The organism is Kitasatospora griseola (genome assembly GCF_014648555.1).
Classification (GTDB): Bacteria; Actinomycetota; Actinomycetes; order Streptomycetales; family Streptomycetaceae; genus Kitasatospora; species Kitasatospora griseola.
The window spans coordinates 127,629-151,405 of the sequence record NZ_BMRI01000009.1; the positions used below are offsets into that span (position 1 = coordinate 127,629).

23 protein-coding genes are annotated in these 23,777 nt (G+C 73.9%); 14 read left to right on the top strand and 9 right to left on the bottom strand.

Annotated elements, in window-relative coordinates:
• From IEZ12_RS38410 to IEZ12_RS14255, 4 genes are all read left to right on the top strand, one after another.
• On the top strand, positions 1–532 hold a 532-nt coding region (locus IEZ12_RS38410), incomplete at its 5' end, for a thiamine pyrophosphate-dependent enzyme (protein ID WP_268250251.1).
• A complete protein-coding gene (locus IEZ12_RS14245) occupies positions 529–1,536 on the top strand; it encodes an alpha-ketoacid dehydrogenase subunit beta (RefSeq protein ID WP_189272368.1) in 1,008 nt (335 codons plus the stop codon). The genes IEZ12_RS38410 and IEZ12_RS14245, both read left to right, overlap by 4 nt.
• A 5-nt stretch (positions 1,537–1,541) precedes the next feature.
• Positions 1,542–2,843, top strand: a complete 1,302-nt coding sequence (locus IEZ12_RS14250; RefSeq protein ID WP_189272461.1) for a dihydrolipoamide acetyltransferase family protein — start codon at positions 1,542–1,544, stop codon at positions 2,841–2,843.
• Between the two features lie 184 nt (positions 2,844–3,027).
• Entirely contained in the window at positions 3,028–4,419 is a 1,392-nt protein-coding gene (locus IEZ12_RS14255; protein WP_189272369.1) for a globin domain-containing protein, read from the top strand.
• Between the two features lie 21 nt (positions 4,420–4,440).
• Here the strand turns inward: IEZ12_RS14255 and IEZ12_RS14260 are convergent, their stop codons facing one another.
• Positions 4,441–4,968: an NUDIX domain-containing protein gene (locus IEZ12_RS14260; RefSeq protein ID WP_189272370.1), complete on the bottom strand. Its 528-nt coding sequence runs from the start codon at positions 4,966–4,968 to the stop codon at positions 4,441–4,443.
• 361 nt (positions 4,969–5,329) lie between these two features.
• Between IEZ12_RS14260 and IEZ12_RS14265 the strand changes: the two genes are divergently transcribed.
• Both IEZ12_RS14265 and IEZ12_RS14270 read left to right on the top strand, forming a co-directional pair.
• Positions 5,330–6,118 (top strand): IclR family transcriptional regulator, encoded by a 789-nt coding sequence (locus IEZ12_RS14265; protein ID WP_189272371.1) that lies wholly within the window; start codon positions 5,330–5,332, stop codon positions 6,116–6,118.
• 206 nt (positions 6,119–6,324) lie between these two features.
• A complete protein-coding gene (locus IEZ12_RS14270) occupies positions 6,325–6,729 on the top strand; it encodes an SsgA family sporulation/cell division regulator (protein WP_308431036.1) in 405 nt (134 codons plus the stop codon).
• A gap of 104 nt (positions 6,730–6,833) precedes the next feature.
• Here the strand turns inward: IEZ12_RS14270 and IEZ12_RS14275 are convergent, their stop codons facing one another.
• Positions 6,834–7,211: a phage holin family protein gene (locus tag IEZ12_RS14275; protein ID WP_189272373.1), complete on the bottom strand. Its 378-nt coding sequence runs from the start codon at positions 7,209–7,211 to the stop codon at positions 6,834–6,836.
• A gap of 104 nt (positions 7,212–7,315) precedes the next feature.
• On the opposite strand from IEZ12_RS14275, the gene IEZ12_RS14280 reads away from it, so the two are divergent.
• The 3 genes from IEZ12_RS14280 (at position 7,316) to IEZ12_RS14290 (ending at position 8,718) form a co-directional block, all read left to right on the top strand.
• Positions 7,316–7,633 (top strand): cupin domain-containing protein, encoded by a 318-nt coding sequence (locus tag IEZ12_RS14280; RefSeq protein ID WP_043915398.1) that lies wholly within the window; start codon positions 7,316–7,318, stop codon positions 7,631–7,633.
• A 46-nt stretch (positions 7,634–7,679) separates the two neighbouring features.
• The gene (tenA, locus tag IEZ12_RS14285; RefSeq protein WP_189272374.1) at positions 7,680–8,342 is read left to right on the top strand and encodes a thiaminase II; all 663 of its coding nucleotides are present in this window, start codon (positions 7,680–7,682) and stop codon (positions 8,340–8,342) included.
• Between the two features lie 175 nt (positions 8,343–8,517).
• Positions 8,518–8,718 carry a DUF5326 family protein gene (locus IEZ12_RS14290; RefSeq protein WP_043915400.1) on the top strand — a complete coding sequence of 67 codons (201 nt, stop codon included), beginning with the start codon at positions 8,518–8,520 and terminating at the stop codon, positions 8,716–8,718.
• A 597-nt stretch (positions 8,719–9,315) separates the two neighbouring features.
• On the opposite strand, the gene IEZ12_RS14295 is transcribed toward IEZ12_RS14290, so the two are convergent.
• Positions 9,316–10,818, bottom strand: a complete 1,503-nt coding sequence (locus IEZ12_RS14295) for a flotillin family protein (protein ID WP_189272375.1) — start codon at positions 10,816–10,818, stop codon at positions 9,316–9,318.
• 185 nt (positions 10,819–11,003) lie between these two features.
• Positions 11,004–11,204: an NfeD C-terminal domain-containing protein gene (locus IEZ12_RS14300; RefSeq protein WP_043915404.1), complete on the bottom strand. Its 201-nt coding sequence runs from the start codon at positions 11,202–11,204 to the stop codon at positions 11,004–11,006.
• Between the two features lie 275 nt (positions 11,205–11,479).
• Between IEZ12_RS14300 and thiC the strand changes: the two genes are divergently transcribed.
• A complete protein-coding gene (gene thiC, locus IEZ12_RS14305) occupies positions 11,480–13,258 on the top strand; it encodes a phosphomethylpyrimidine synthase ThiC (protein WP_189272376.1) in 1,779 nt (592 codons plus the stop codon).
• 310 nt (positions 13,259–13,568) lie between these two features.
• Here the strand turns inward: thiC and IEZ12_RS14310 are convergent, their stop codons facing one another.
• The gene (locus IEZ12_RS14310) at positions 13,569–14,393 is read right to left on the bottom strand and encodes a SecDF P1 head subdomain-containing protein (RefSeq protein WP_189272377.1); all 825 of its coding nucleotides are present in this window, start codon (positions 14,391–14,393) and stop codon (positions 13,569–13,571) included.
• Between the two features lie 228 nt (positions 14,394–14,621).
• Here IEZ12_RS14310 and IEZ12_RS14315 point away from each other — a divergent pair, with 228 nt between their 5' ends.
• Together IEZ12_RS14315 and IEZ12_RS14320 are read left to right on the top strand one after the other, a co-directional pair.
• Positions 14,622–14,903 carry a hypothetical protein gene (locus tag IEZ12_RS14315; RefSeq protein WP_189272378.1) on the top strand — a complete coding sequence of 94 codons (282 nt, stop codon included), beginning with the start codon at positions 14,622–14,624 and terminating at the stop codon, positions 14,901–14,903.
• 162 nt (positions 14,904–15,065) lie between these two features.
• Entirely contained in the window at positions 15,066–16,250 is a 1,185-nt protein-coding gene (locus IEZ12_RS14320; protein WP_189272462.1) for a M20 metallopeptidase family protein, read from the top strand.
• Between the two features lie 500 nt (positions 16,251–16,750).
• Here IEZ12_RS14320 and IEZ12_RS14325 read toward each other — a convergent pair whose 3' ends face one another.
• The 4 genes from IEZ12_RS14325 to IEZ12_RS14340 all read right to left on the bottom strand — a co-directional run bounded on the left by IEZ12_RS14325 (position 16,751) and on the right by IEZ12_RS14340 (position 20,895).
• The gene (locus IEZ12_RS14325) at positions 16,751–17,041 is read right to left on the bottom strand and encodes an Lrp/AsnC family transcriptional regulator (protein WP_189272379.1); all 291 of its coding nucleotides are present in this window, start codon (positions 17,039–17,041) and stop codon (positions 16,751–16,753) included.
• A 123-nt stretch (positions 17,042–17,164) separates the two neighbouring features.
• The gene (locus IEZ12_RS14330; protein WP_189272380.1) at positions 17,165–18,304 is read right to left on the bottom strand and encodes a hypothetical protein; all 1,140 of its coding nucleotides are present in this window, start codon (positions 18,302–18,304) and stop codon (positions 17,165–17,167) included.
• A 137-nt stretch (positions 18,305–18,441) separates the two neighbouring features.
• Positions 18,442–19,590 carry a metallophosphoesterase gene (locus IEZ12_RS14335; RefSeq protein ID WP_083462595.1) on the bottom strand — a complete coding sequence of 383 codons (1,149 nt, stop codon included), beginning with the start codon at positions 19,588–19,590 and terminating at the stop codon, positions 18,442–18,444.
• 147 nt (positions 19,591–19,737) lie between these two features.
• Positions 19,738–20,895 (bottom strand): LacI family DNA-binding transcriptional regulator, encoded by a 1,158-nt coding sequence (locus IEZ12_RS14340; protein WP_189272381.1) that lies wholly within the window; start codon positions 20,893–20,895, stop codon positions 19,738–19,740.
• A 287-nt stretch (positions 20,896–21,182) separates the two neighbouring features.
• Between IEZ12_RS14340 and hisC the strand changes: the two genes are divergently transcribed.
• Positions 21,183–22,259, top strand: coding sequence for a histidinol-phosphate transaminase (gene hisC, locus IEZ12_RS14345; RefSeq protein ID WP_043915411.1), 1,077 nt, complete (start codon positions 21,183–21,185; stop codon positions 22,257–22,259).
• Positions 22,260–22,355: 96 nt separating this feature from the next.
• Positions 22,356–23,648, top strand: a complete 1,293-nt coding sequence (locus tag IEZ12_RS14350) for a TrpB-like pyridoxal phosphate-dependent enzyme (protein WP_189272382.1) — start codon at positions 22,356–22,358, stop codon at positions 23,646–23,648.
• Positions 23,649–23,777 lie beyond the last annotated feature (129 nt).

A 23,777-nucleotide genomic window follows, 5' to 3' on the forward strand; every position in this document is an offset into this window, starting at 1 on the left:
GGTGCAGAACAACGGCTACGCGATCTCCGTCCCGCTGACCCGGCAGTCCGCCGCGCCGACCCTGGCCCACAAGGCGGTCGGCTACGGCATGCCCGGCCGGCTGGTCGACGGCAACGACGCCGCGGCCGTCCACCAGGTGCTCACCGAGGCCCTCGAACGGGCCCGCGGCGGCGGCGGCCCGACCCTGGTGGAGGCGCTCACCTACCGCGTCGAGGCGCACACCAACGCCGACGACGCCACCCGCTACCGGCAGGCCGAGGAGGTCACCGCCTGGCAGGCGCACGACCCGATCCGGCTGCTGGAGGACGCGCTGCGCGAGCGCGACCTGCTGGACGACCGGCTGGTCGCCGAGGCCGGCGAGGAGGCCGAGGCGATGGCCGCCCGGATGCGCGCCGAGTTCCACGCCGACCCCGACCTCGACCCGATGTCGCTGTTCGCGCACGTCTACGCCGAACCCACCCAGCAGCTGCGCGAACAGGCCGCGCAGCTGGCCGCCGAGCTGGCCGCGGAGGCCGAGGTGCACGCCCGATGACCACCGCCACCCGCGAACAGTCCGGTCTGCGCACCGGCACCATGGCGCAGGCCCTGAACACCGCGCTGCGCGACGCGATGCGCGCCGACAAATCCGTCCACGTGCTCGGCGAGGACGTCGGCGCCCTCGGCGGCGTCTTCCGGATCACCGACGGCCTGACCGCCGAGTTCGGCGCCGACCGCTGCCTGGACACCCCGCTGGCCGAGGCGGGAATCCTCGGCACCGCCGTCGGCATGGCCATGTACGGGCTGCGCCCCGTGGTGGAGATGCAGTTCGACGCCTTCGCCTACCCGGCGATGGAGCAGCTCGTCTCGCACGTCGCCAAGATGCGCAACCGCACCGCCGGGAAGCTCCCGCTGCCGATCACCGTCCGGGTCCCGTACGGCGGCGGCATCGGCGGCGTCGAGCACCACAGCGACGCCTCCGAGGCGTACTACGCGCACACCCCCGGCCTGCACGTGGTCACCCCCGCCACCGTCGCTGACGCGTACGGGCTGCTGCGGGAGGCGATCGCCTCCGACGACCCGGTGGTGTTCCTGGAGCCCAAGCGCCTGTACTGGGGCAAGGACGAGTGGGACCCGGCGGTCGGCGTGGAGCCGATCGGGAAGGCCGTGCTGCGCCGGCCGGGGACTTCGGCGGTGCTGGTCACCTACGGCCCGTCGCTGCCGGTCTGCCTGGAGGCCGCCGAAGCGGCCAAGGCCGAGGGCTGGGACCTGGCCGTGCTCGACCTGCGCTCGTTGGTGCCGTTCGACGAGGCCACCGCCTGCGAGGTGGTGCGTTCGCTGGGCCGGGCCGTGGTGGTCCACGAGGCCAGCGGCTTCGGCGGGGCCGGGGCGGAGATCGCCGCCCGGCTGACCGAGAAGTGCTTCCACCATCTGGCCGCACCGGTGCTGCGGGTCACCGGGTTCGACATCCCGTACCCGCCGCCGATGCTGGAGCACCACCACCTGCCCGGGGTGGACCGGATCCTGGACGCCGTCGCCCGGCTCCAATGGGAGGAGTGATGGCGATGCCGGTGGTCCGCGAGTTCACGCTGCCCGACCTCGGTGAGGGACTCACCGGGGCCGAGGTGGTGCGCTGGATGGTCGAGGTCGGCGAGGTGATCGCCGTCGACCAGGCGGTGGTGGAGGTGGAGACCGCCAAGGCGGTGGTCGAGGTGCCCTGCCCGTACGGCGGAGTGGTCACCGCCCGGTTCGGCGAGGTCGGGCAGGAGGTGCCGGTCGGCGCGCCGCTGGTCACCGTGGCCGTCGCCGCCGGGCACGTGCCGGAGGACGGGCCCGCGCCCGAGGTGGAGCGCCCGCTGGTGGGCTACGGGGTGGCCGAGACCCGCCGGGCCGGCCGCCGCCGGGTCGCGCCGGGCGGCGGCAGCGCCCCGGTGGCGCCCGCCCTGCCGGTCGCCCCGGTCGCGGTGGCGCCTGCGGCGGCGGCCCCGGCGGTGGTGGCGGCCCCCCCGGCCGTGGTGGCGGTGATCTCGCCGCTGGTGCGCCGGATCGCCCGCGAGCACGGGCTCGACCTGGCGCAGGTGCCCGGCACCGGCCCGGACGGGCTGATCACCCGGCGGGACGTCGAGCGGGCGATCGAACGCCCCGTCGAGGCCGCCCCGGTGGAGGTTCCACGTGGAACGGCGGAGGACGAGCTGATCCCGCTGCGCGGGCTGCGCCGCACCGTCGCGGAGAAGCTGACCCGCAGCCACCGGGAGATCCCGTCGGCGACCTGCTGGGTGGACGCGGACGCCACCGAACTGATGGCGCTGCGCGGGCAGATGAACCAGGCGCCCGGTCCGAAGGTGAGCGTGCTGGCGCTGCTGGCGCGGATCTGCCTGGTCGGTCTGGAGCGCTTCCCGGAGCTCAACTCCAGCGTCGAGGGCGACGCCGTCCGCCGGCACCGCGCCGTCCAGCTGGGCTTCGCGGCGCAGGGCCGGCGCGGGCTGGTGGTGCCGGTGGTGCGGGACGCCCAACTGCTGGGCACCGAGCGGCTGTCGGTGGAGCTGGGCCGGCTGACCGAGGCGGCCCGCGCCGGGTCGCTGAGCCCGGCCGAGCTGACCGGCGGGACGTTCACGCTGAACAACTACGGCGTGTTCGGGGTGGACGGCTCCACGCCGCTCCTCAACCACCCGGAGGCGGCGATGCTCGGGGTCGGCCGGATCACCCCGAAGCCGTGGGTGCACGAGGGGCAGTTGGCGGTCCGTCAGGTCACCCAGCTGTCCTTCACCTTCGACCACCGGGTCTGCGACGGGGGCACCGCGGGCGGGTTCCTGCGGTTCGTCGCGGACTGCGTGGAGCGCCCGGGGGTGCTGCTGCGCGGGCTCTGAGCCCGGTTCGGGGCGCGGTTCGGGGCGCGGTCCGCGGGTGCGGGCCGCGCCCGGGCGGGGCGAGGGTAGCGGGTGGACGGGCCGGTTGTCCCGATTTTGCCCGATTCGACGGATCTGCCGTGCGGTCGGTGGCACTGTGCTGACGGCGTCAGCAGATCGGTCGACCGGAAGCGGAACGATTCCCTTGGCTACTCGTCAGCTCGCACTCGACAGCAGGCCCCTCACCCCCGTGCCGGCCGTCCCGGAGAAGCCCACCCGGCCGCCGACCGTGCCCGCGCCGCCCGCCCCGGTACCGCCCGCGCCCGCGGCGGTCGAGTCGCTGTTCCGGCCGGCCCGGACGCCCAACTGGGTGGGCCCGGGCGACCGTTGGGCCCGGGCGTGGGGCGTGCCGGCGGCCTGGCCGCAGCCGGCCGCGCCGCGGGCGGTCGGCGCGGAGCCGGCCGGTCCGGCGCTGCCGCCGACCCCGGAGGAGCTGGCGGCGATCGGGGCGGTGCTGGCGGCGGTGCGGCCGGTCGCGGACCGGGCGATGGCGCACTTCCACGCGCTGGTGTTCCTGCGCCACCCGGAGCTGCGGGCGATGTTCCCGGCCGCCATGGACGAGCAGCGCGAGCTGCTGTTCCGGGCGTTCGAGCAGTGCGTGCGGCACGCCGACGACCCGGCGGCGCTGCGCGGGTACCTGGCCCCGATGGGCCGCGGGCACCGCAGGTACGGGGTGCTGCCCGGGCACTATGCCTCCGCCGAGGAGTGCCTGGTGCAGGCGCTGGCCCGGTTCGGCGGCGCAGTGTGGGACGAGCGGGCCGAGGCGGCCTGCCGTCGGCTGCTGGCGCTGGTGTCGCGGCTGCTGGTCGAGGGGCTGGACGAGGCGCGCTCGTCCCCGGCGTGGTGGCAGGCCGAGGTGGTGGCGCACCGGCAGGCGGCCGAGAACACCGCGGTGCTGACGCTCCGTCCGGACCAGGCGTACCCGTTCCGGGCCGGGCAGTGGGCGGCGGTGGAGACGCCGTGGTGGCCGCGGGTGTGGCGGCCCTACTCGTTCGGGTCGGCGCCGCGGCCGGACGGGCTGCTGACGCTGCACGTCAAGGCGGTGCCGGCGGGCTGGGTGAGCAACGCGCTGGTGCACCGGGCCCGGCCGGGCGACGTGCTGCGGCTGGGCGCGGCCGAGGGCGGCATGACGGTGGACCACGCGGCGGGGGAGAACCTGCTCTGCCTGGGCGGCGGCACCGGCATCGGGCCGGTCGTCGCGTTGGTGGAGGAGGTCGCCGCGCACGGAGCGGCGGGCCGTCGGGTGGAGGTGTTCTACGGCGCGCGCCGGGCCGCCGGACTGTACCGGCTCGCCGAGCTGCGCCAACTCGCCGAGCGGAACCCCTGGTTGACCGTCCGGCCGGTGCTCTCGGAGGAGGACGGCGGCTCGGGCGGGGCGCTGTCCGGACAGCTGCCGGAGGTGGTGGCCCGGTACGCCCCGTGGCACGGGTACACGGCCTGCCTGAGCGGCCCGGCGGCGATGGTGCGGGCCGGGGCGGCGGCGCTGCGGCGCTGCGGGATGCCGGCCGGGTCCGTCCGGTACGACCAGCCGGTATGAGACGGGCCCCGGCGCCCCGGCTCAGCCGAGGTCCTCGGCGAGCAGGGCGCGGATGCCCTCGATGTTGGCGGCGAGGTAGGCGCGAAGGCTGGGAGGGACGACGTTGACTGAGGTGACGCCCTCGCGGGTGAACGGCACCCGGACGATCGCGTACTCGCCGTTGGGGTGCTCCACCTCGGGGCCGTGCCGGCGGTCCGGGTCGGAGCCGGTGAGCCGGCAGACGAAGAAGTGCTGCACCTTGACGCCGTGCGGGTGGGCGGGCGTGCCGTCGTCGTGGTGGGAGTGCGCGACGGTGTCGACGAAGGCCGGCACCACGTCGGTGATCTTCCCGCCGAGCTCCTCGTCCACCTCGCGGTGCAGGGCGGCGACCACGGTCGGGTCGGTGGGCTCGACGCCGCCGCCGGGGGTGATCCAGTACGGGTGCGGGGAGCCCGGGCGGACCCGGCGGATCAGCACCAGCGAGGCGGGGGAGTGCGGGGCGGCCGGATCGAACTCCAGCAGGATCGCGCGGGCGGTGCGCTTGACGACAGGACGGACGGGGCCCGACATGGCTGCCACCTCCGGGGCGCGAGCGTTGTGCGGGAGTCTGCCGCGCGCCGGTGACCGCGAAACTCGCACAGTGGAGCGAATCGGAGGAATCCGTTCCGCCGTCCGGGTGCGGCGGCATGCCCGGGTGTGTCCCGGGGCGGCGACGGAGACTTCGGCCGTGGATCTTGAATTCACCCGCCAGGCGCGATGCCGTCCTTCGTGGTCGAGCCGTCCGGGCGCTTGCACCTTCGGAGCGAAGGTGAATCGGCGAGCGGGGTCTCCACAATGATTGCGGGGAGGTCGGCCCTGTGCTGCAATGACCGACTGCCGGGCGGATTCGGAGCGGACGTCTCCGGATGCCCCTCAGCGCCCGGGGATGGGGATGACCATGCACCGGACCGGGGAACCCACCGCGCCGCCCGCCGAAGACATACGTGCGCCCACCTTGATCGGCTCGGTGCAGCGCGCCCTGCGACTGCTCGAAGCGGTCGGCTCCCACACCCACGGCGCCACCGCCAAACAGCTGGCCCGCTCCGCCGGGCTCCCCCTCGGCACCGCCTATCACCTGCTGCGCACCCTCACCCACGAGGGCTACCTGCGGCGCGACGACGGCCGGTTCTACTTCGGCGCCTCGGTCGACGGGATCTGCCGCGCCGACACCCGGCAGTCCGAGTGCACCGACCTTCGCGGACGGCTGGCGCGGCTGCGCGACGAACTCGGCGCCGCCGTCTACCACGCGGTCTACGAGGACGGCGAAGTGCGGATGGTGGAGGTCTTCTCCGGCCCCGCGCAGCCGGCGGTGGAGGAGTGGGCGGACTTCCGCAGCACCGCGCACGCGCACGCCGTCGGACTCTGCCTGCTGTCCCAACTCGGCACCGAGGAACGGCTCGACCACCTCTCCCGGCACCGGCCGGCCGCGCTCACCCCGTCCACCGTCGGCGACCGGCGCGCGGTGCTGCGCCGGCTCGACGCCGTCCGGCCCACCGTGCCGGTGCTGGAGCGGCAGGAGTACGCGCTCGGCGCGGTCTGCGCGGCGGTGCCGATCACCGTCGGCTCGGTGGTCGCCACGGTGGCGATATCACTGCCCGTCGAACAGGGCGACCGGCTCGGCCCGGCGGCGGTCCGGCTGCGCCGCCTGGTGGGGGCGATGTTCCCCGCGTTCGTGGGCTGATTCCGCCGGTGCGTTCGTTCACCATTTGAAAAAGCACGCCTTGTCCACATCGCCGTCAAACCTGGACGATGAGGTCCGAACGGGGAATTGGGGACAGAGAACCGACAGCGAACCGATAGATGCCCGACCCCACCGCTCGACCCTCGGCGTACACGGGCGGGCAGAACGAGAGGTACTGGCGCATGCACAACACGGTCCGAGCCCACATGGCGATGCACCTCGTGGTGTCGAGCGAGCTCTCCTTCCGCGTCGTGGTCGACCTGGACTACGACGGCGGCGACCCGTTCGCCGTCCGCTTCACCTTCCACCTGCCCGGCGACGAACCGGTCACCTGGGTCTTCGCGCGCGAACTGCTGGTCGACGGGCTCAGCCGGGCCAGCGGCGAGGGCGACGTCCACCTCCAGCCGCTCGGCGAGGACCTGTCCGAGGTCGACCTGGTGCTGCGCTCCCCCGAGGGCGACGCCCGGGTGCGCGCCGCCGCCCCGCCGCTGCTGGCCTTCCTCGCCCGCACCGACGTGGTGGTGCCGATGGGTCAGGAGGTCGCGACCGGCGACCTCGACCAGGAGTTGGCCGACATCCTGTCCACCACCGGGCACGAGAACGCGGGTTGAGCCCGCGGGCCCGGTCCGCGGCCCCTGCGGCGTGACCGGCCGTCGGACAGCTGCGGGGAGCTGTCCGGTGGCCGGTCGGCCGCGAGGACCGGGGCGCGGGCCGGTCAGTCGTCGTCGCCGAAGGCCAGGTGCAGGCCCCAGGAGACCACGCTGATGATCAGCGCACCGAGCAGCGCCGCCCAGAAGCCCTGCACGTGGAAGTCCAGGCCCAGCTTGTCCGACGCCCAGGAGGTCAGCCAGAGCATCAGGGCGTTGATCACGAAGGTGACCAGGCCCAGCGTGAGGATGAACAGCGGCAGCGAGAACAGCTTCACCAGCGGCTTGATGGCGAAGTTGACCACACCGAAGACGAGCGCCACCGCGAGCACGGTGACCGCCTTGTGCTGCCAGTCGCCCCCCTCCAGCGTGATCCCGTTGACGATCCAGGCGGCGATCCAGATCGCCACCGCGTTGATGAGCGTTTTGATCACGAAATTCTTCATGCTGCGGATGGTGACAGGACCGCCCGCCGTGCGGAAGCTCCCGTGAACGACCGTGTGATGGAGTGTTGTTGAATGGGCCCGGACCGGAGAGGAGCCGTGCCCCGATGAAGCTGTTCCGGCTGGACGAACTCGACGCCGAACGCGCCGCCGGCGACGGCGCGTACCTGCGCTTCCTGAAGCAGCCGACGATGTCCGCCGGCCTGTACGCGCTGTCCCCCGGCGAGGCCGACCCGCAGACCCCGCACGCCCAGGACGAGATCTACCTGGTGGTCAGCGGCCGGGCCGAGCTGACCGTCGGCCGGGAGACCGCCACCGTCGCCCGCGGCAGCGTGGTGTTCGTCCCCGCCGGGACGGAGCACCGCTTCCACCACATCACCGAGGAACTCCGGGTCCTGGTGGTGTTCTCCCCGCCGGAGGACTGACCGTGCCGCGGCGACCGCAACCCCATCGACAGCACGGGAGCAGCCTGTGAAACTCACCGACGAACTGTGGACGGCGATCGAGCCGATCTACGGCCGGATCCTCGACCACCCGTTCCTGGCCGGCCTGACCGACGGCACCCTGCCGCGGGCCGCGTTCCGCCACTTCGTCGTCCAGGACTCGCACTACCTGCGCGACTACGCCCGGGCGCTCGCGGTGTGCGCCGCCAAGGCCCCCGGCGAGGACGAGGTGCTGGCCTTCGCCAACGACGCGGTCGGCGCCATCGCCGCCGAGCAGGAGATGCACGCCGACTTCCTGCACGCCTTCGGCGAGGACGGCGCCGCGGCCGCCGCCGAACCCGTGCTCCCCACCACCCGCGCCTACACCAGCTACCTGCTGGCCACCGTCTACGGCGGCTCGTTCGCGGAGGCGCTCGGCGCGGTCCTGCCCTGCTACTGGATCTACGCCCGGGTCGGCGAGGAACTGCTGTGCCGCTCCTCCCCCGAGCCGCTGTACGCCAAGTGGATCGCCGCCTACGGCGGGGAGGAGTTCCAGGCCGTGGTGCGCCGCGTCCTGGACCTCGCCGACCGGATCGGCGAGGACCTCTCGGCGGCCGAACGGCGGCGCGTGGTCGAGCACTTCACCACCACCTCGCGGTACGAGTGGATGTTCTGGGACGCCGCCTGGCAGGGGGAGGGCTGGCCGGTGTGACCCGGCTCTGAGGGTTCCCCCGGGCGGGGGCTCAGGGATGGATCTCCGGGTTCTCTCCGGGCCGCGAAACCTCGATTCACCCGTCCGGCCGACCTACGATCGAAGTGTCGAGATCGAGGGAGCGGGAACGCAGCCGGAACCACCGGCACCGACCCCGAGGGGAGAAGGTACGGACATGGCCGAGTTCTGGAAGTCGCTGCCCTCCTGGGTGCGCAACATCGTCGTCCCGATCGTCCTGCTGGTGATCGCCTGGAAGGTCTTCTGGACCCTGGTCGGCGCAGTGCTGGGAGCGATCGGCTTCGCGGTCAACGTCCTGGTGCTGGTCGGCATCGCCGCCGCGGTGGTGATCCTCATCAAGAAGGCCACCAAGAGCTAAGTCCGGCCGGGCAGTTGCCCGGCCAGGTGGGCGAGGTGGTGACCGAGGTCCCGGTCCGGGGTGAACCCCTGGAGCCGGGACTTCGCGGTGTCCAGGACCACCGGCCGGGCCAGCTGGTCCAGCGCGTACCTGGTCCCGCCGTCCCGCCGGCCGCGCGGTGGCGGGCTCGCAGACGTCCCGCGAGGCGGACGCGAACAGCAGCAGGTCGACGTCCTCGGGCCCGATCCCGCGCGCCGCGAGCGCCCGGCGGGCCGCGCCCAGCGCCAGCGTGGAGGGGTGCTCGTCGTCACGGGCGAAGCGCCGGGTGCGGATGCCGGTCGCCTTCTCGAACATGCCGTCGGGCAGCGGAAGCCGGGCGCCGGCGGCCACTTCGTCCTGCAGCTGACGGGAGGTGACGGTCTGTCGGGGCAGGCACGAGCCGGTCGCGGTGATCCCGATGCGAGGCAGGAGGTCCATGGCTCGATGCTGGCGCGGAGCCGACCCGGGGGCGTGAGTACGGGTACTCACCCGCGGCTGGGATGTGCGGAGGGCGGACCTGGGTCCGCCCGGGGAGGGGATTCCCTCGCCCGGGCGGAACGTGCCTTTCCCTGCCGGGAGTTACTCGGCGTCGGCCTGGATCGGGATGACCTGCGCCGGGGCGGCGGCGGCCTTGGCGGCCGCGGTGTTCTCGCCGTTCCCGGCGTCTGCGGCGGCCGGGGACATCGCGGTGAGCAGCTGGCGGGCCAGGCCGAGGCCGGTGCCGCCCATGGTGAGCGCCTTGGCGAACATCTCGGACATGCCCTCGGCGCCGTTCAGCAGCACCATGTGCTCGACGTTGCCGAACGCGTCCGCGCCGGCCCGGACGATCGCCGGCCAGTTCTCGGCGAGCTGCTGGGCGACCACCGCCTCCTGGTTCTCGGCCAGCGCCGCGGCGCGGGCCTTGATGCCCTCGGCCTCGGCCAGGCCCTGTGCCCGGGTGGCCTCCGCCTCGGCGAGGCCCTTCGCCCGGGACGCCTCGGCCTCGGCCAGGCCCTTGGCGGCCTCGGCGGCGGCCTGCGCCTCACCGGTGGCCCGGGTGGCCTCGGCCGCGGCCAGACCGCGGGCCCTGGTGGCCTCGGCCTCGGCCGCGGCGGCGACCTTGACCCGGTTCGCCTCGGCGGCGGTCTTCAGGTCGGTCTCCCGGGACAGCGCCTCGGCGGCGGAGATCCGGGCGTCGCGGTCGGCCTCGGCCTTGGTGCGGGTCTCGTACGCGCGGGCGTCCGCGGGCTTGCGGACGTCCGCCTGCAGCTGCTGCTCCTTGCGGTGCGCCTCCAGCTCGGCGACCTTGGTCTCCTGGACCACGACCTCCTGCCGGGCGGCGGCCTGCGCGAGCGGGCCGGCCTGCAGCGCCCGGGCCGCGGCGGTGTCCATCTCGGCCTGGTAACCGGCCTGCTGGATACCGGAGTTGCGGGTGGCCTCGGCCTTGCGGGCGAACGCCTCCTGCTCGGCCTCGGTGGCCCGCCGGTCCGCCTCGGCGGCGGCGATGCGGGCGTCGCGCTGGACGGCCGCGGCGTGCGGCGCGGCCAGGTTGGTGATGTAGCCGGTCGGGTCCAGGATCTCCTGGATCTGCAGCGAGTCGATGATCAGACCGAGCTTCTCCATCTCGATGCCCGAGGCGGAGCGGGTCTCACCGGTGAGCCGCTCGCGGTCGCGGATCATGTCCTCGACCGTCAGCCCGCCGACGATGGACCGCAGGTGGCCGGCGAACACGTTGTGCACCCGCTGGCCCATCATCTTCTGCTGGTCCAGGAAACGCCGGGCGGCGTTGGCGATCGACGCGTTGTCGTCGCCCACCTTGAAGATCACAACCCCCTTGACGTGCACGGGAATTCCCTGCGACGTCACACACTCCACGTCGAGCGCGGCCTCGTTCAGGTCGAGCGAGAGCCGGCGGACCGCCTGGACGCCCGGCACCACGAAGGTGCCCCGCCCGGTCACCACGCGGAAGCCGAGGCCCTCGCCGTGCTTGGAACCCGAGATCACCAGCGCCTCGTTGGGCTCGGCGACCCGCCACATGAGCTTGAACAGGACGATCAGAAGAACGACGCCTCCGACGGCGCTTCCTGCGATGCCGATCAGCATCGGCAATCTCCCCCTTCAGAGCGCACCGGTCCCGTGCTGCGCTTGGGCTGTGCAGATCTGGCGCGGAAACCGGCGGCAGCCGCATTCTCCGCCGTTCCGGATCACGGGGGAAGGGGTGGGCGGAGGGGAACTCGCACTGTCCCGAAACGGTCGCGGGGGGTGAGCGGAACCGTTCTGACGGGCGATCAGAGCGGCTCGACGTAGACCGTGCGCGGTGGCTGGTATTCGACCACGACCACCATGGCGCCCGGCTCCAACGACTCGCCCGGGGTGGCGCGGTACGCCAGGAACGCCTCGGTGCCCAGCCGCTCCGGGATGTGCACCATCACCTCGCCGACCAGCCCCGCGCCGATCCGCCCCGTCACCCGTCCCATCAGTCCGATCACCTGGACGATTCTCCCACTTCGAACGGGGCGTGAACAGCACGATCGCGCGCGGGAGTTGCCCCCGGCGGGCGGGCGGGGCCGAGCGGTGCGCCCTGGACCGGCGTCGCATCGTGCCCTACGGTGAGGAACCGAACGCAGGCGGCCACGCCTGCGCGGAACGGGAGCTCGGAGCACCGGGCTGAGAGGGCGCTGACGGTACGCGGCCCGCGTACCACCTGCTGCGCCGACCGCAGGAACCTGACCGGGTAATGCCGGCGTAGGGAGTTGAAGGTCCGATGACCGCATTTTCTGAGCACACGTCTGCCCGGCCGTCCGCCGAGGGATACCCCACCCCGGCCTGGCGCAAGGCCTACCGTCAGGGCAGCCGCCCCGACCTGCGGGTCCCCTACCGCGAGGTCCACCTGACCGACGGCCGGACCGTCCCGCTGTACGACACCTCCGGCCCGTACACCGACCCCGACCTGCCCACCGACGTCCGACGCGGACTGCCCGCCCTCCGCGACGCCTGGATCCGCCAACGCGGCGACGTCGAGGAGTACGACGGCCGGGAGGCCCGGCCCGAGGACGACGGCATCAAGCACACCGCGCCGCGCGGCGGCGACCTGCGCAACCTGGACGCCGTCTTCCCCGGCCGCCCACGCCGCCCGCTGCGCGCCAGGGACGGCGTCGCCGTCACCCAACTCGGCTACGCCAAACGCGGGTTGATCACCCCGGAGATGGAGTTCGTGGCGCTCCGGGAAGGCCTGGAGCCGGAGTTCGTGCGCGAGCAGGTGGCGCGCGGACGGGCCGTCATCCCGGTCAACGTCAACCACCCCGAGAGCGAACCGGCCGTCATCGGCACCGACTTCCTGGTGAAGATCAACGCCAACATCGGCAACTCCGCCGTCACCTCCTCCATCGAGGAGGAGGTGGAGAAGATGACCTGGGCCACCCGCTGGGGCGCCGACACCGTCATGGACCTCTCCACCGGCCGCAACATCCACACCACCCGCGAGTGGATCCTGCGCAACTCCCCCGTCCCGATCGGCACCGTCCCGCTCTACCAGGCGCTGGAGAAGGTCGACGGCCGGGCCGAGGACCTCAGCTGGGAGGTCTACCGGGACACCGTCCTCGAACAGTGCGAGCAGGGCGTCGACTACATGACGGTGCACGCCGGCGTGCTGCTGCGGTACGTGCCGCTCACCGCCCGCCGCAAGACCGGCATCGTCTCGCGCGGCGGCTCCATCATGGCCGCCTGGTGCCTGGCGCACCATCAGGAGAACTTCCTCTACACCCACTTCGAGGAGCTCTGCGACCTGCTGCGCGCCTACGACGTCACCTTCTCGCTCGGTGACGGCCTGCGCCCCGGCTCCATCGCCGACGCCAACGACGAGGCGCAGTTCGCCGAACTCACCACCCTTGGCGAGCTCGGCCGGATCGCCCGGGCCAAGGACGTCCAGGTGATGATCGAGGGCCCCGGGCACGTCCCGATGCACAAGATCCGCGAGAACATGGAACTCCAGCAGGAGATCTGCGACGAGGCCCCGTTCTACACGCTCGGCCCGCTCACCACCGACGTCGCTCCCGGCTACGACCACATCACCTCCGGCATCGGCGCCGCGATGATCGCCTGGTGGGGCACCGCGATGCTCTGCTACGTCACCCCCAAGGAACACCTGGGCCTGCCCAACCGCGACGACGTCAAGACCGGCGTCATCACCTACAAGATCGCCGCCCACGCCGCCGACCTCGCCAAGGGCCACCCCGGCGCCCAGGCCTGGGACGACGCCCTCTCCGACGCCCGCTTCGAGTTCCGCTGGGAGGACCAGTTCAACCTGGCCCTCGACCCGGAGACCGCCCGCGCCTTCCACGACGAGACCCTCCCCGCCGAACCCGCCAAGACCGCGCACTTCTGCTCCATGTGCGGCCCGAAGTTCTGCTCGATGAAGATCAGCCGTCAGATCCGCGACGAACACGGCACCGACCTCGACGACACCGTCCAGGCCGGCATGGCCGAGAAGTCCGCCGAGTTCGCCGCCCACGGCAACCGGGTCTACCTCCCGCTCACCGACTGACACCCCACGCGCGCCGGCGCCGCCCCGACCACTTCGGGGCGGCGCTCCCCGGGAAGAGCTGGTCGACGAGGCGCTGCCGGCCGAGGCGTTCGGCCGTGAGCCACTGGCCTACGAGGCGGGCTTCCTGGGGCCGGCAAGGCGTTCCTGCAGTACCGGCGGCGTGGTGGGCAGAAGACCGCTCCGTTGCCCGACTTCTACATCGGTGCGCACGCGGCCGTGCGGGGCCATCGGCTGTTCACTCGGGATGCCACCCGCTACCGGACGTACTTTCCGACCGTGAGCCTGATCTGTCCCTGAAGGTGATTTGCCGTCAGGGGGTGGCGGGGCGGAGGCCTGCGGGGAGGGCGGGGGTGGCGAGTTGGGCGGCGAGGGTCTGGGCCTGGTCGTGGGTGAAGGAGCCGGTGATGAGGGCCTGGCCGCCGGTGATGGTCTGCATGACGGCGGGGTGGGAGGCGACGGCGCCGTCGATGACGATGGCGAATTGGTTGGCCGGGTCGGGCTGGGTGACCAGGGCGGCGGTGAGGGTGGTGAAGTCGGTCGCGCCGGTGGCGGTGAAGGTGAGGTCGATCCCCCACTTGGCGCTGCGGTCGTCGAAGACGGCGGTGCTCTTGGCGATGTCGGCGCCCTTGATGGCGACCGGGCCGAGGGCGAGCTTCAGGGCCGGTTCCTGAGCGGTGGTCGTGCTGCAGGCGACGGTCGCGGTGCTCGGGTCGGCGGGGCGCGGCGGGGCGGTGCAGTCCAGGGCCTGGAACTGCGGGCGCAGCGGGAGCGGGACGGCGCTCGACGGCGTGGTGCTGCTGTCGGCGGGCGGTGCGGTGGCGAGGACGGGGCGGAACTCCAGGACGACCTGGTGGGTGAGGGCCTCGGTGCGGTTGTCGACGGCGCCGGCGACGGAGAGCGAGAGAGTCCCGCCGTCGGTGCTGACCCGAGGGTCCTTGAAGCCGAGCAGTTCGGCGCGGTGACGGAGCTGTTCGGCGGCCTGCTTGAGGGCTTCGCCGGAGAGCGGGCTGTCCGCGGTGAAGGCCACCACCGTCCGCTTCCCGCCGTCCGGGCTGCCGGAGTCGCAGGCGGTGACGGCGAGTCCGGCGGTGAGCAGCGCGGCCACGATGGCCAGGGCGCGGATCGGTGACGTCATGGAAGCGATTGTGACAGCCGGGCGGTCTGCGCAGGGGAGTTTCAACAGGCTTGGAATGAACGGAAGTTGAGAGAGATCAGCCCCGGTGGGTGAGCCGCTGGACGGCCGAGGCGGAGACCACCCGGACGGTGTCGGTGCCGGGCAGACGGAGGTGGGCGAAGCCGCCTTCGAGGGCGTGGTGGACGTCGGCGGCGTGGTCGATCGGGGTGTCGGTGGCGTCGAGGGGTCATGAACACCTGGGTCGAGACCGCCGACCCCGACCGCCCCGCTCACCGGGTCGCCGCGGGCCACCGGCACCAGGTCGTCGTCTGCCTCGCCGCCGCCCTGCTGGCCGCCGACGGCCGACCGGAGCCGGAGAGCGCCGAACTCGCCCGCCGGATCGTCCTGTTGACGGACGGCGCGATCGTCACCGCGCCGCGCGAAAGTACCGCCGCTCCCGCCGCCGCGGCCCGGGCGATCGCGGCCGCGCTGCCGGCCGATTCGTGCGCGGAAACCGTCGGTCGCGGCTGATCCGTGCGTCGGGGGCGGCCGGGCGGCGGTTCCGGGGCAGGATGCCGGAGACCGTCCGCTCCCCGTCCACCCTGGAGGCGCACCGTGTCGGCCGACGTCCACCCCGATCTCCCCACGTCCGAAGACCTCGAAGACCTCGAAGACCCAGGAGGCGGCGAAGACCTGCGCCGCGCCGCCGCCGCACTCCGGCCCGCCCTGGTCGAACTCCGGCGCGACCTGCACCGCCACCCGGAGATCGGCCTCGACCTGCCGCGCACCCGGGCCCGGCTGCTGGCCGCGCTCGACGGCCTGCCGCTGGAGATCACCCTCGGCGAGCGGCTGTCCTCCGTCACCGCAGTGCTGCGCGGCGCCCGCCCCGGCCCGGCCGTGCTGCTGCGCGCCGACCTGGACGCGCTGCCCGTCCAGGAGGAGACCGGCCTGCCGTACGCCTCCGAGCTGCCCGGTGCGATGCACGCCTGCGGCCACGACCTGCACGCCGCCGCGCTGGTCGGCGCGGCCCGGCTGCTCGCCGAGCGGCGTGAACAGCTGGCCGGCAGCGTGGTGTTCATGTTCCAGCCGGGCGAGGAGGGCGCGGGCGGGGCCGCCCTGATGATCGAGGAGGGCGTGCTGGACGCCGCCGGGGAGCGGGTCGCCGCCGCGTACGCGCTGCACGTCGCCGCCGCGCAGCTGCCCGCCGGGTACGTGGCCGGCCGACCAGGCCCGATCATGGCCGCCAGCGACACGCTGCGGGTGGTGGTCCGCGGCCGCGGCGGCCACGGCTCCAGCCCGCACCTGGCGCTCGACCCCGTCCCGGTGGCCTGCGAGGCGGTGCTGGCGCTGCAGACCCTGGTCACCCGCCAGTTCGACGCCTTCGACCCGGTGGTGCTCACCGTCGGCACCTTCCACGCGGGCACGGTGGAGAACGTCGTCCCCGACCGGGCCGAATTCGCCGCCACTGTCCGCTCGTTCTCCCCCGCCGCCCGGGCGCAGGTGCTCGACCGGGCCGTCCGGCTGGTGCGCGGCATCGGCGAGGCGCACGGCTGCCAGGTCGAGGCGGTGGCCGAGCCCGGCTACCCGGTGACCGTCAACGACCCGGCCGAGGCCGCGTACGCGGAGCGGACGGTCCGCCGACTGCTCGGCGGCGACCGGTACGTCGAGATGCCACGCCCGTTGGCCGGCTCGGAGGACTTCAGTGTCCTCGCCGAACACGTCCCCGCCGCGTACGTCGTGCTCGGCGCCTGCCCGGCCGACGCCGACCCGTTCACCGCCCCCTACAACCACTCCCCGCAGGCCCGCTTCGACGACGCCGTGCTCGGCGACGCGGCGGCCCTGCTGGCGGCGCTGGCGCTCGGCCGGGCGGCGGGCTAACGGGGCGTCAGGGTGCGGTCGGGACGTACCCGGTGCGCCGGCCGTCGGTGGTGCGCAGGGTCGGGTGGCGGTCGAGGGCGCGTACGGCGGGGAGTCGCGGCGCTGGCGGCCGGGGGCGATCAGGTGGACCACCAGGTCGGCGGGGCGGACGGTGATCGCGCACATCCGGGTCCGCGGCAGCGCGGCGAGTCGGCGGGCGGCGTTCGGCAGCTCGGTCGGGGGGACGTCCAGCCGGAGCGTCGCGCCCCGCGGGCACCCGGTGACCCGGGGCGAGGCGTCGCAGCGCAGCGCCGCCCGGCCCGATTCGCACAGCTCGGCGAGCCGGCGGCGCGCACCGTGGCGGCCGGCGGGCCGGTGCGGGCGGCGAGCGCCGCGTACGGCATCCGGCCGTCGGCGCCGGGCGCCCGGATCAGGGCCAGGTCCCGCTCGATCCGCCGGTCCGCGACCGGTCGGCCGGGCCGCCCGGACAGGGCCCGCGACGGCGGCGCGCTGCGCCGGGTTCAGGGCGCCGCTGCTGAACCGGCTGCCCCTCGACCACGGTGCGCTCCACCACGCCGGTGCGGGTGCGCCGGACGCCGGGGACGGAGCAGGTGCGCCGTCAGCGCGCCGTGGTCGTAGGCGGCGACGGTGAGCGGCAGGTCGGCGCCGCCGGTGACGAGTTCGATGCTCGCGGCCTGCGGGTGCCGGGCGAGCTCGGCGGCGACGGCGGTCGCCCGGTCGACGGGGCAGTCGACCCGGACGAGGGCGGTCAGGCCCCGGCCGATCCGGTCCGCGGACGGGTAGCACGTCAAAGCATGTCACCAGCCCGGTCGACCCCGAGCGGCGCGGCCGGCCGGGACCACGGCGCCCACCGGTCGACCCGCAGGGCGTCGACCAGGCCCAGGTCCAGATCGTCGAGCACGGGGCTGATCCGGTCAGTCGTCGTCCTGGCCGTGGTCCTCGGCGTCGGCCCGGGGGTCCGGCGCGCCGCCGGCCGGGCGGGGGCGGCCGTGGCCGTCCGTCAGACCCTCCGGCCCGGGGCTGGTGAAGTCGGGTGCGGTGTAGCGCGGGCCGTCGGGGCGGGGTCGGCCGTCGGCGTCGGTGAGGTGTTCGGGCCCGGGGCCGGTGAAGTCCGGGCTGTGGTGGCCCGGTCTGGTGAACCCGGCCGGGCGCCTGCGGCCCTGATCGTCCGTCAGGCCTTCGCGGCCGGGGCTGGTGAAGTCGGGTGCGGTGTAGCGCGGGCCGTCGGGGCGGGGCCGGCCGTCGGCGTCGGTGAGGTGTTCGGGGCCGGGGCCGGTGAAGTCCGGGCTGCTGTGGCCGGGGCCGGTGAACCCGGCCGGGCGCGAACGCCCCTGATCGTCCGTCAGGCCGTCCGCGCCGGGGCTGGTGAACCCGGGGCTGCCGTACCCGGCCCGGCTGTAGCCGGGGCTGTGCAGGTCGGGCGTGGAGGTCCGGGGGCGCGGGACGCCGGTGCCGGGAGTGGCGGTGTGGTGGGCGAGCAGCCAGGGCAGCAGGGCGCGGTCGCGCAGCGCGGTGTGCCAGGCGGCCCGGGCCGCGGCCAGTTCGGCCTGCTGGTACGGGTCCGCGCCGGCGGACCGGGTGGCGCCGCGGCGCGCGGTGAGGATCAGCCCGGCGCCGCCGATCAGCAGCGCGGCGGCGGCGACGGCCAGCGCGAGCAGCCCGGCGGTGACGGCGGCGCGCCCGAACGCCAGGCCGGGCGCGGTGACCCGCAGCAGCCAGCCGAGCACCAGCAGGATCAGCCCGGTGGACCCGGCCAGCAGCGGCGTCAGCACCGTCAGCGCTGGGAGCAGCCCGGCGCCGACGACCGGTGGCGCGCCGTCCGGGCGCTGCTCGGCGGCCGCGGCACGCAGTTCCAGGTAGTGGGCGTACTCGGCGGCCGCGGGCGCGGCGACGGTCTCGGCCTCCGCGAGGACCCTGGTGCGGAGCTGTTCGGTGTTGAGGTGCACGCCGGGCTCGGCCAGGGCCTGCCGGACGGCGGGGTCGCGCAAGGCTTCGTCGAGCAGCCGGTCGAAGTCGGCGCGGTCCTCGGCGAGCAGGCGCGGCGGGTGGTTCATGGGTACCCCGTTCCGCGAGGTGGACGGAAGTCGCAGGCCTCGATGGTAGGGGTGCGCGGGAGCGCGCCGACAGGCTCTTTCCGGAACTTCGGGGCGCTCAGTTCCCGTGCACAGTCGAGCAGTTGTTCAAGAAAGCGTCAGTTCAGCGGCAGCCGGGCGACCAGCAGCCGACCGTCCATGGTGACGCCGCCGTCCATCGCGATGGCCAGCTCGTCGGCGTAGATGTACGGGCCGGGCACGTGCGGCGGGGTGCCGTCCTCCGGGTGCTCGCCGGTCAGGTACGGGATCGGGCTGTGGCCGTGCACCACCCGGTAGCCGCCGTACATGGCGAGCAGCTCCTGCGCGGCCATGGTGCCGGCCTGGCCGCGGAACGCGAACCGCTTGGTGAACTTGCGGAAGGCGTCCCACCACTCGTCGATGCCCTCGTCGGCGAGCAGCGCGTGCACGGCGTCGTTGACGTCGGCGATGGTCTCGCCGTACTCCAGGTACGCGGTGGTGTCGGAGTGCAGCAGCAGGTGGCCGTCCTCCAGCGCCATCGCGGGCAGCCGGGACAGCCAGCTGATGTGGTGCGGCTGCAGGCGCTCCAGGTCGTGCTGCTGGCCGCCGTTGAGCCGCCAGGCGGCCAGGAACGAGGCGGTGCCGGCGGTGGACTGGACCGCCTCGTCGCCGTACCGGGCGGCGCCCAGGAACAGCAGTTCGTGATTGCCCATCAGGGCGCGGCAGTAGCCGCCGGCCGCGGCCGCCTCGGCGGCCAGCTGCATCACCAGGTCGATGACGCCGATGCCGTCCGGGCCGCGGTCGGTGAAGTCGCCGAGGAACCAGACCCGGGAGCGGCCGGCCGACCAGTGGCCCTCGGCGTCGATCAGGCCCTGCTGGTGCAGCGCGGCGAGCAGTTCGTCGAGGTAGCCGTGCACGTCGCCGATGACGAACAGCGGGCCGGGGCCCTCGCCGGGCTCGGGCTGCGGGTACGGGAAGTGCACCTCGACGACGGGCGCCACCTCGATCGGCGGGCCGAGCTCGATGGTCGGCGGGTCCTCGTGCGGGGCCGCCCCGGTGGGGGCGTAGTGCCCGGGCACGGGCGCGCTGTCGCCGAACTGCCCGGCGGGGGCCCAGTGCTGCTCCAGGTAGTGGGCGCCGCCGTAGGTGCTGTGGGTGTCCTCGTACTGGTAGCCGGAGGGTGCGGCCGGCTCGAACCAGGAGCCTTGCGGGAGCACGTCGAGGTCCTGGCGGGAGCGGTCGCCCGAGTGCGGGTGCTCGGGTTCGCGGAAGAGGTCCTCGGGTGTCATTCGCCCATCATAGGAAGCGCACTCTCCCGCCGTCCTCACCTGGTCGGTATCCGTTTTCCCCGTTGACCCGCCGGGCGGCGGGTCGGCCGCCCGGTCTGCCCCGGTCCGGGGTGGTCCGGACCACTGGCGGGCGCGGGCGGCGCGGGCTCACACCTCACCCGGCGGGCGGGGCGGACTGATGGTGGTGCGCGGGCTGCGGCGCTGCGAGGAGGCCCGCACGATCAGCTCGGTGGGCATCAGGGTGCCGGGCGGCGGGCCCGTGCCGGCGGTGCGGTACCGCGGCGGGAACAGCCGCCCGGGCACCGAACCCGACCCCGCGTCGACTCCTTCGATCGCGTCGATCAGCAGGTTGACCACGGTGGTGCCGATCCGACGGGGTTTCAGCGACAGGGTGGTGATCGGCGGTTCGGTGTTGGCGTAGACGTCGGACTCCGAGCAGCACACCAGCAGCAGGTCCTCCGGCACCCGCAGGCCGTAGCGGCGGGCGGCGGCCAGCAGGTCGGTGCCGTTCGGGTCGAACAGCCCGTACACCGCGTCCGGCCGGTCCGGGCGGGCCAGCAGCCGGTCGGCGGCGACCGCCCCGGCGGCCGGGTCGTGCGCCGGGTACGCCTCGTACACCGGCTCCTGGCCGACCCGGTCGCACCAGGCGAGGTACGCCTCGGTGGACAGCCGGGTGTAGGTGTCGGTGGAGGTGCCGGTGAGCAGGCCGATCCGGCGGGCGCCGGCCTCGCTCAGGTGCTCCAGGATGCCGAGCACCGCCGCCTCGTGGTCGTTGTCCACCCAGGCGGTGACCGGGCAGTTGCCGGGCTTGCCGTCGGAGACCACCGGCACCCCGGACCGGTACAGCTCGGTGACCAGCGGGTCCTGGTCGGGCGGGTCGATCACCACCGTGCCGTCCAGCGCGATGTTGCCCCACACGTCGTGCCGGGAGGACGCGGGCAGCACCACCAGGGCGTAGCCGCGGCCGAGCGCGGCGCTGGTGGCGGCCCGCGCCATCTCCGCGAAGTAGGCGAACTCGGTGAAGGTGAACGGCTCTTCGCCGTAGGTGGTGACGGTCAGTCCGATCAGGCCGGACCGGCCGGTGCGCAACGTCCGGGCGGCGGCGGAGGGTCGGTAGCCGAGGCGCTCGGCGACCTCGCGGACCCGGCTCCGGGTTTCGTCGGGGAGGCGGCCCTTCCCGTTGAGGGCGTCCGAGACCGTGGTGATGGAGACTCCGGCGGCCGCCGCGACGTCCCGGATGCCCGCCCGTTCCAGGCGCCGTGAGGCGGTGGCTCGGCGACCGTTCTGATTGGCTGCTGCTGTCATGGCGGACCGATCGTATGGCGCATCGCGGCGTTCTGTGACCGGTTCGCCACCCTGCGTCGCAGATACGTTTCTCCATGACTGCTACCCGGGTGCACCCTTCGATACCTGCGGTTTTCCCGCCTCAATACCTCTGACATGTGCCAAAGGAACCCGGCAGAATGGCTGATCTGCACCCGTAACCCGGACGAGCATCTCACCCTGACGGGTGAGGGGCGGTCGGTATCGTTCACGGCACCCGACCGGGGAGCGATCGGCACCACCGCCGAGAAAGAGAAACGGAGAACCCCGTGGTTCAGCGTGAACACGGCCCGCGCCTGCGGCCGAGCCTGGACGGCATTCCCAGCTACAAGCCCGGAAAGCCCGCCGGCGCGGACTCCTACAAGCTGTCCTCCAACGAGAACCCCTACCCGCCGCTGCCCGGCGTGCTGGAGGCCGCGGTCGCCGCCGCCGGCGACTTCAACCGCTACCCGGACATGGCCGTCGGCGGGCTCACCGCCGAACTCGCGCAGCGCTTCGGCGTCCCCGCCGAGCACATCGCCACCGGCACCGGCTCGGTCGGCGTCGCCCAGTCCCTGGTGCTCGCCACCGCCGGCGAGGGCGACGAAGTGATCTTCGCCTGGCGCTCGTTCGAGGCCTACCCGATCATCACCCGGATCGCCGGCGCCACCCCGGTGCCCGTCCCCCTCACCGCCGACGAGGCCCACGACCTCGACGCGATGCTCGCCGCGATCACCGACCGGACCCGGCTGATCTTCGTCTGCAACCCCAACAACCCGACCGGCGCCGCCCTGCACCGCGAGGAACTGGTCCGCTTCCTGGACGCCGTGCCCGCGCACATCCTGATCGTCCTCGACGAGGCCTACCGCGAGTTCATCCGCGACGAGGACGTCCCGGACGGCATCGAGCTGTACCGCGACCGCCCCAACGTCTGCGTCCTGCGCACCTTCTCCAAGGCCTACGGCCTGGCCGGCCTGCGGGTCGGCTTCGCCGTCGGCCACGAGCAGGTCGCCGGCGCGCTGCGCAAGACCGCCGTCCCGTTCGGCGTCAGCCAGCTCGCCCAGGACGCCGCGGTCGCCTCGCTGCGCGCCGAGGACGCTCTGCTGGAGCGGGTGGAGGCGCTGGTCGCCGAGCGCGTCCGGGTGACCGCCGCGCTGCGCGCCCAGGGCTGGACCGTGGTCGACTCCGAGGCCAACTTCGTCTGGCTGCGCCTCGGCGAGCGCACCCTCGACTTCGCCGCCGCCTGCGCCGAGGCCGGCGTGGTGGTCCGCCCGTTCCCCGGCGAGGGCGTCCGCGTCTCGATCGGCGAGGTCCAGGGCAACGACCTGTTCCTGGGCGCCGCGGAGGCGTTCCGCAAGGAGATCTGACGACACGTCATCAGGCGGGACGGACGACACGGTTGTCCGCCCCGCCGGCGTGGAAGAACTCCCGGCGGCAGCGATCGCACCGCAGGGAGAGCCCGGATGAGCCAGCAGCACGCCGATCCCACGCCCACCACCTGGTACAACATCCTCCCGGACCTGCCCGAGCCGGTCCCGCCGATGCTGCACCCCGGCACCGGGGAGCCGGTCACCGCCGAGGACCTCGCACCGCTGTTCACCGCCGAACTCGCTGCCCAGGAGCTCGGCGGCCCCCGCGAGGTCGACATCCCCGGCCCGGTCCTCGACCTGTACCGCCGCTGGCGGCCCGCCCCGCTGGTGCGCGCCGAACGCCTGGAGCGGGCCCTCGGCACCCCCGCCCGGATCTACTACAAGTACGAGGGCGGCAACCCGACCGGCTCGCACAAGCTCAACACTGCCCTCGCGCAGGCGTACTACAACAAGCGGGCCGGCGTGACCCGGCTGGTCACCGAGACCGGCGCCGGGCAGTGGGGCAGCGCGCTGGGCCTCGCCTGCTCGTTCCTGGAGCTGGACTGCGAGGTCTTCATGGTCCGGGTCTCCCACGACCAGAAGCCCTACCGGCGGGCCCTGATGGAGACCTACGGCGCGCGGGTGCACGCCTCCCCCTCCGAGCTGACCGACGCCGGGCGGGCCGCGCTCGGCGACGACCCGGCGGCCACCGGCAGCCTCGGGCTGGCGATCTCCGAGGCGGTCGAGTCGGTGGCGCGCTCCGGCGGGCGGGCCAAGTACGCGCTCGGCTCGGTGCTCAACCACGTGCTGCTGCACCAGACCGTGATCGGGCAGGAGGCGCTCGCCCAGTTCGCCCGCCTCGACGACTACCCGGACGTGGTGATCGGCGCGGCCGGCGGCGGCTCCAACTTCGGCGGGCTCGCCTTCCCGTTCCTCGGCGAGCAGTTGGCGGGCCGTCGGGCGGTGCGGGCGGTCGCGGTGGAGCCGGCGTCCTGCCCGTCGCTGACCCGGGGACGCTACGACTACGACTTCGGCGACACCGCCGGCACCACCCCGCTGATGAAGATGCACACCCTCGGGCACGCCTTCACCCCGCCCGCCATCCACGCCGGCGGGCTGCGCTACCACGGCATGTCGCCGATCGTCAGCCACCTCAAGGAGCTCGGCCTGGTGGAGGCCGTGGCGGTGCCGCAGACCGCCTGCTTCGAGGCCGGAGTGGCGTTCGCCCGCGCCGAGGGCGTCGTCCCGGCTCCGGAGTCCACCCACGCGGTGCGGGCGGCGATCGACGAGGCGCTGGCCTGCCGGGAGTCCGGCGAGTCGAAGGCGATCGTGTTCGCGCTCTCCGGGCACGGGCACTTCGACATGCAGGCCTACCTCGACCACTTCGCCGGGAGGCTGACCGACTGACCATCGTGAACGGGTGAACCGGGGACGGGACTTCACTGGGAGGTTTCTGGGAGTCCGGTCAAGAGCTGGTTGACCGCCGGACATCCGGCGGGCAACCGCCGGGTGGTGTGTGCCGATTCGTCCGGAGTG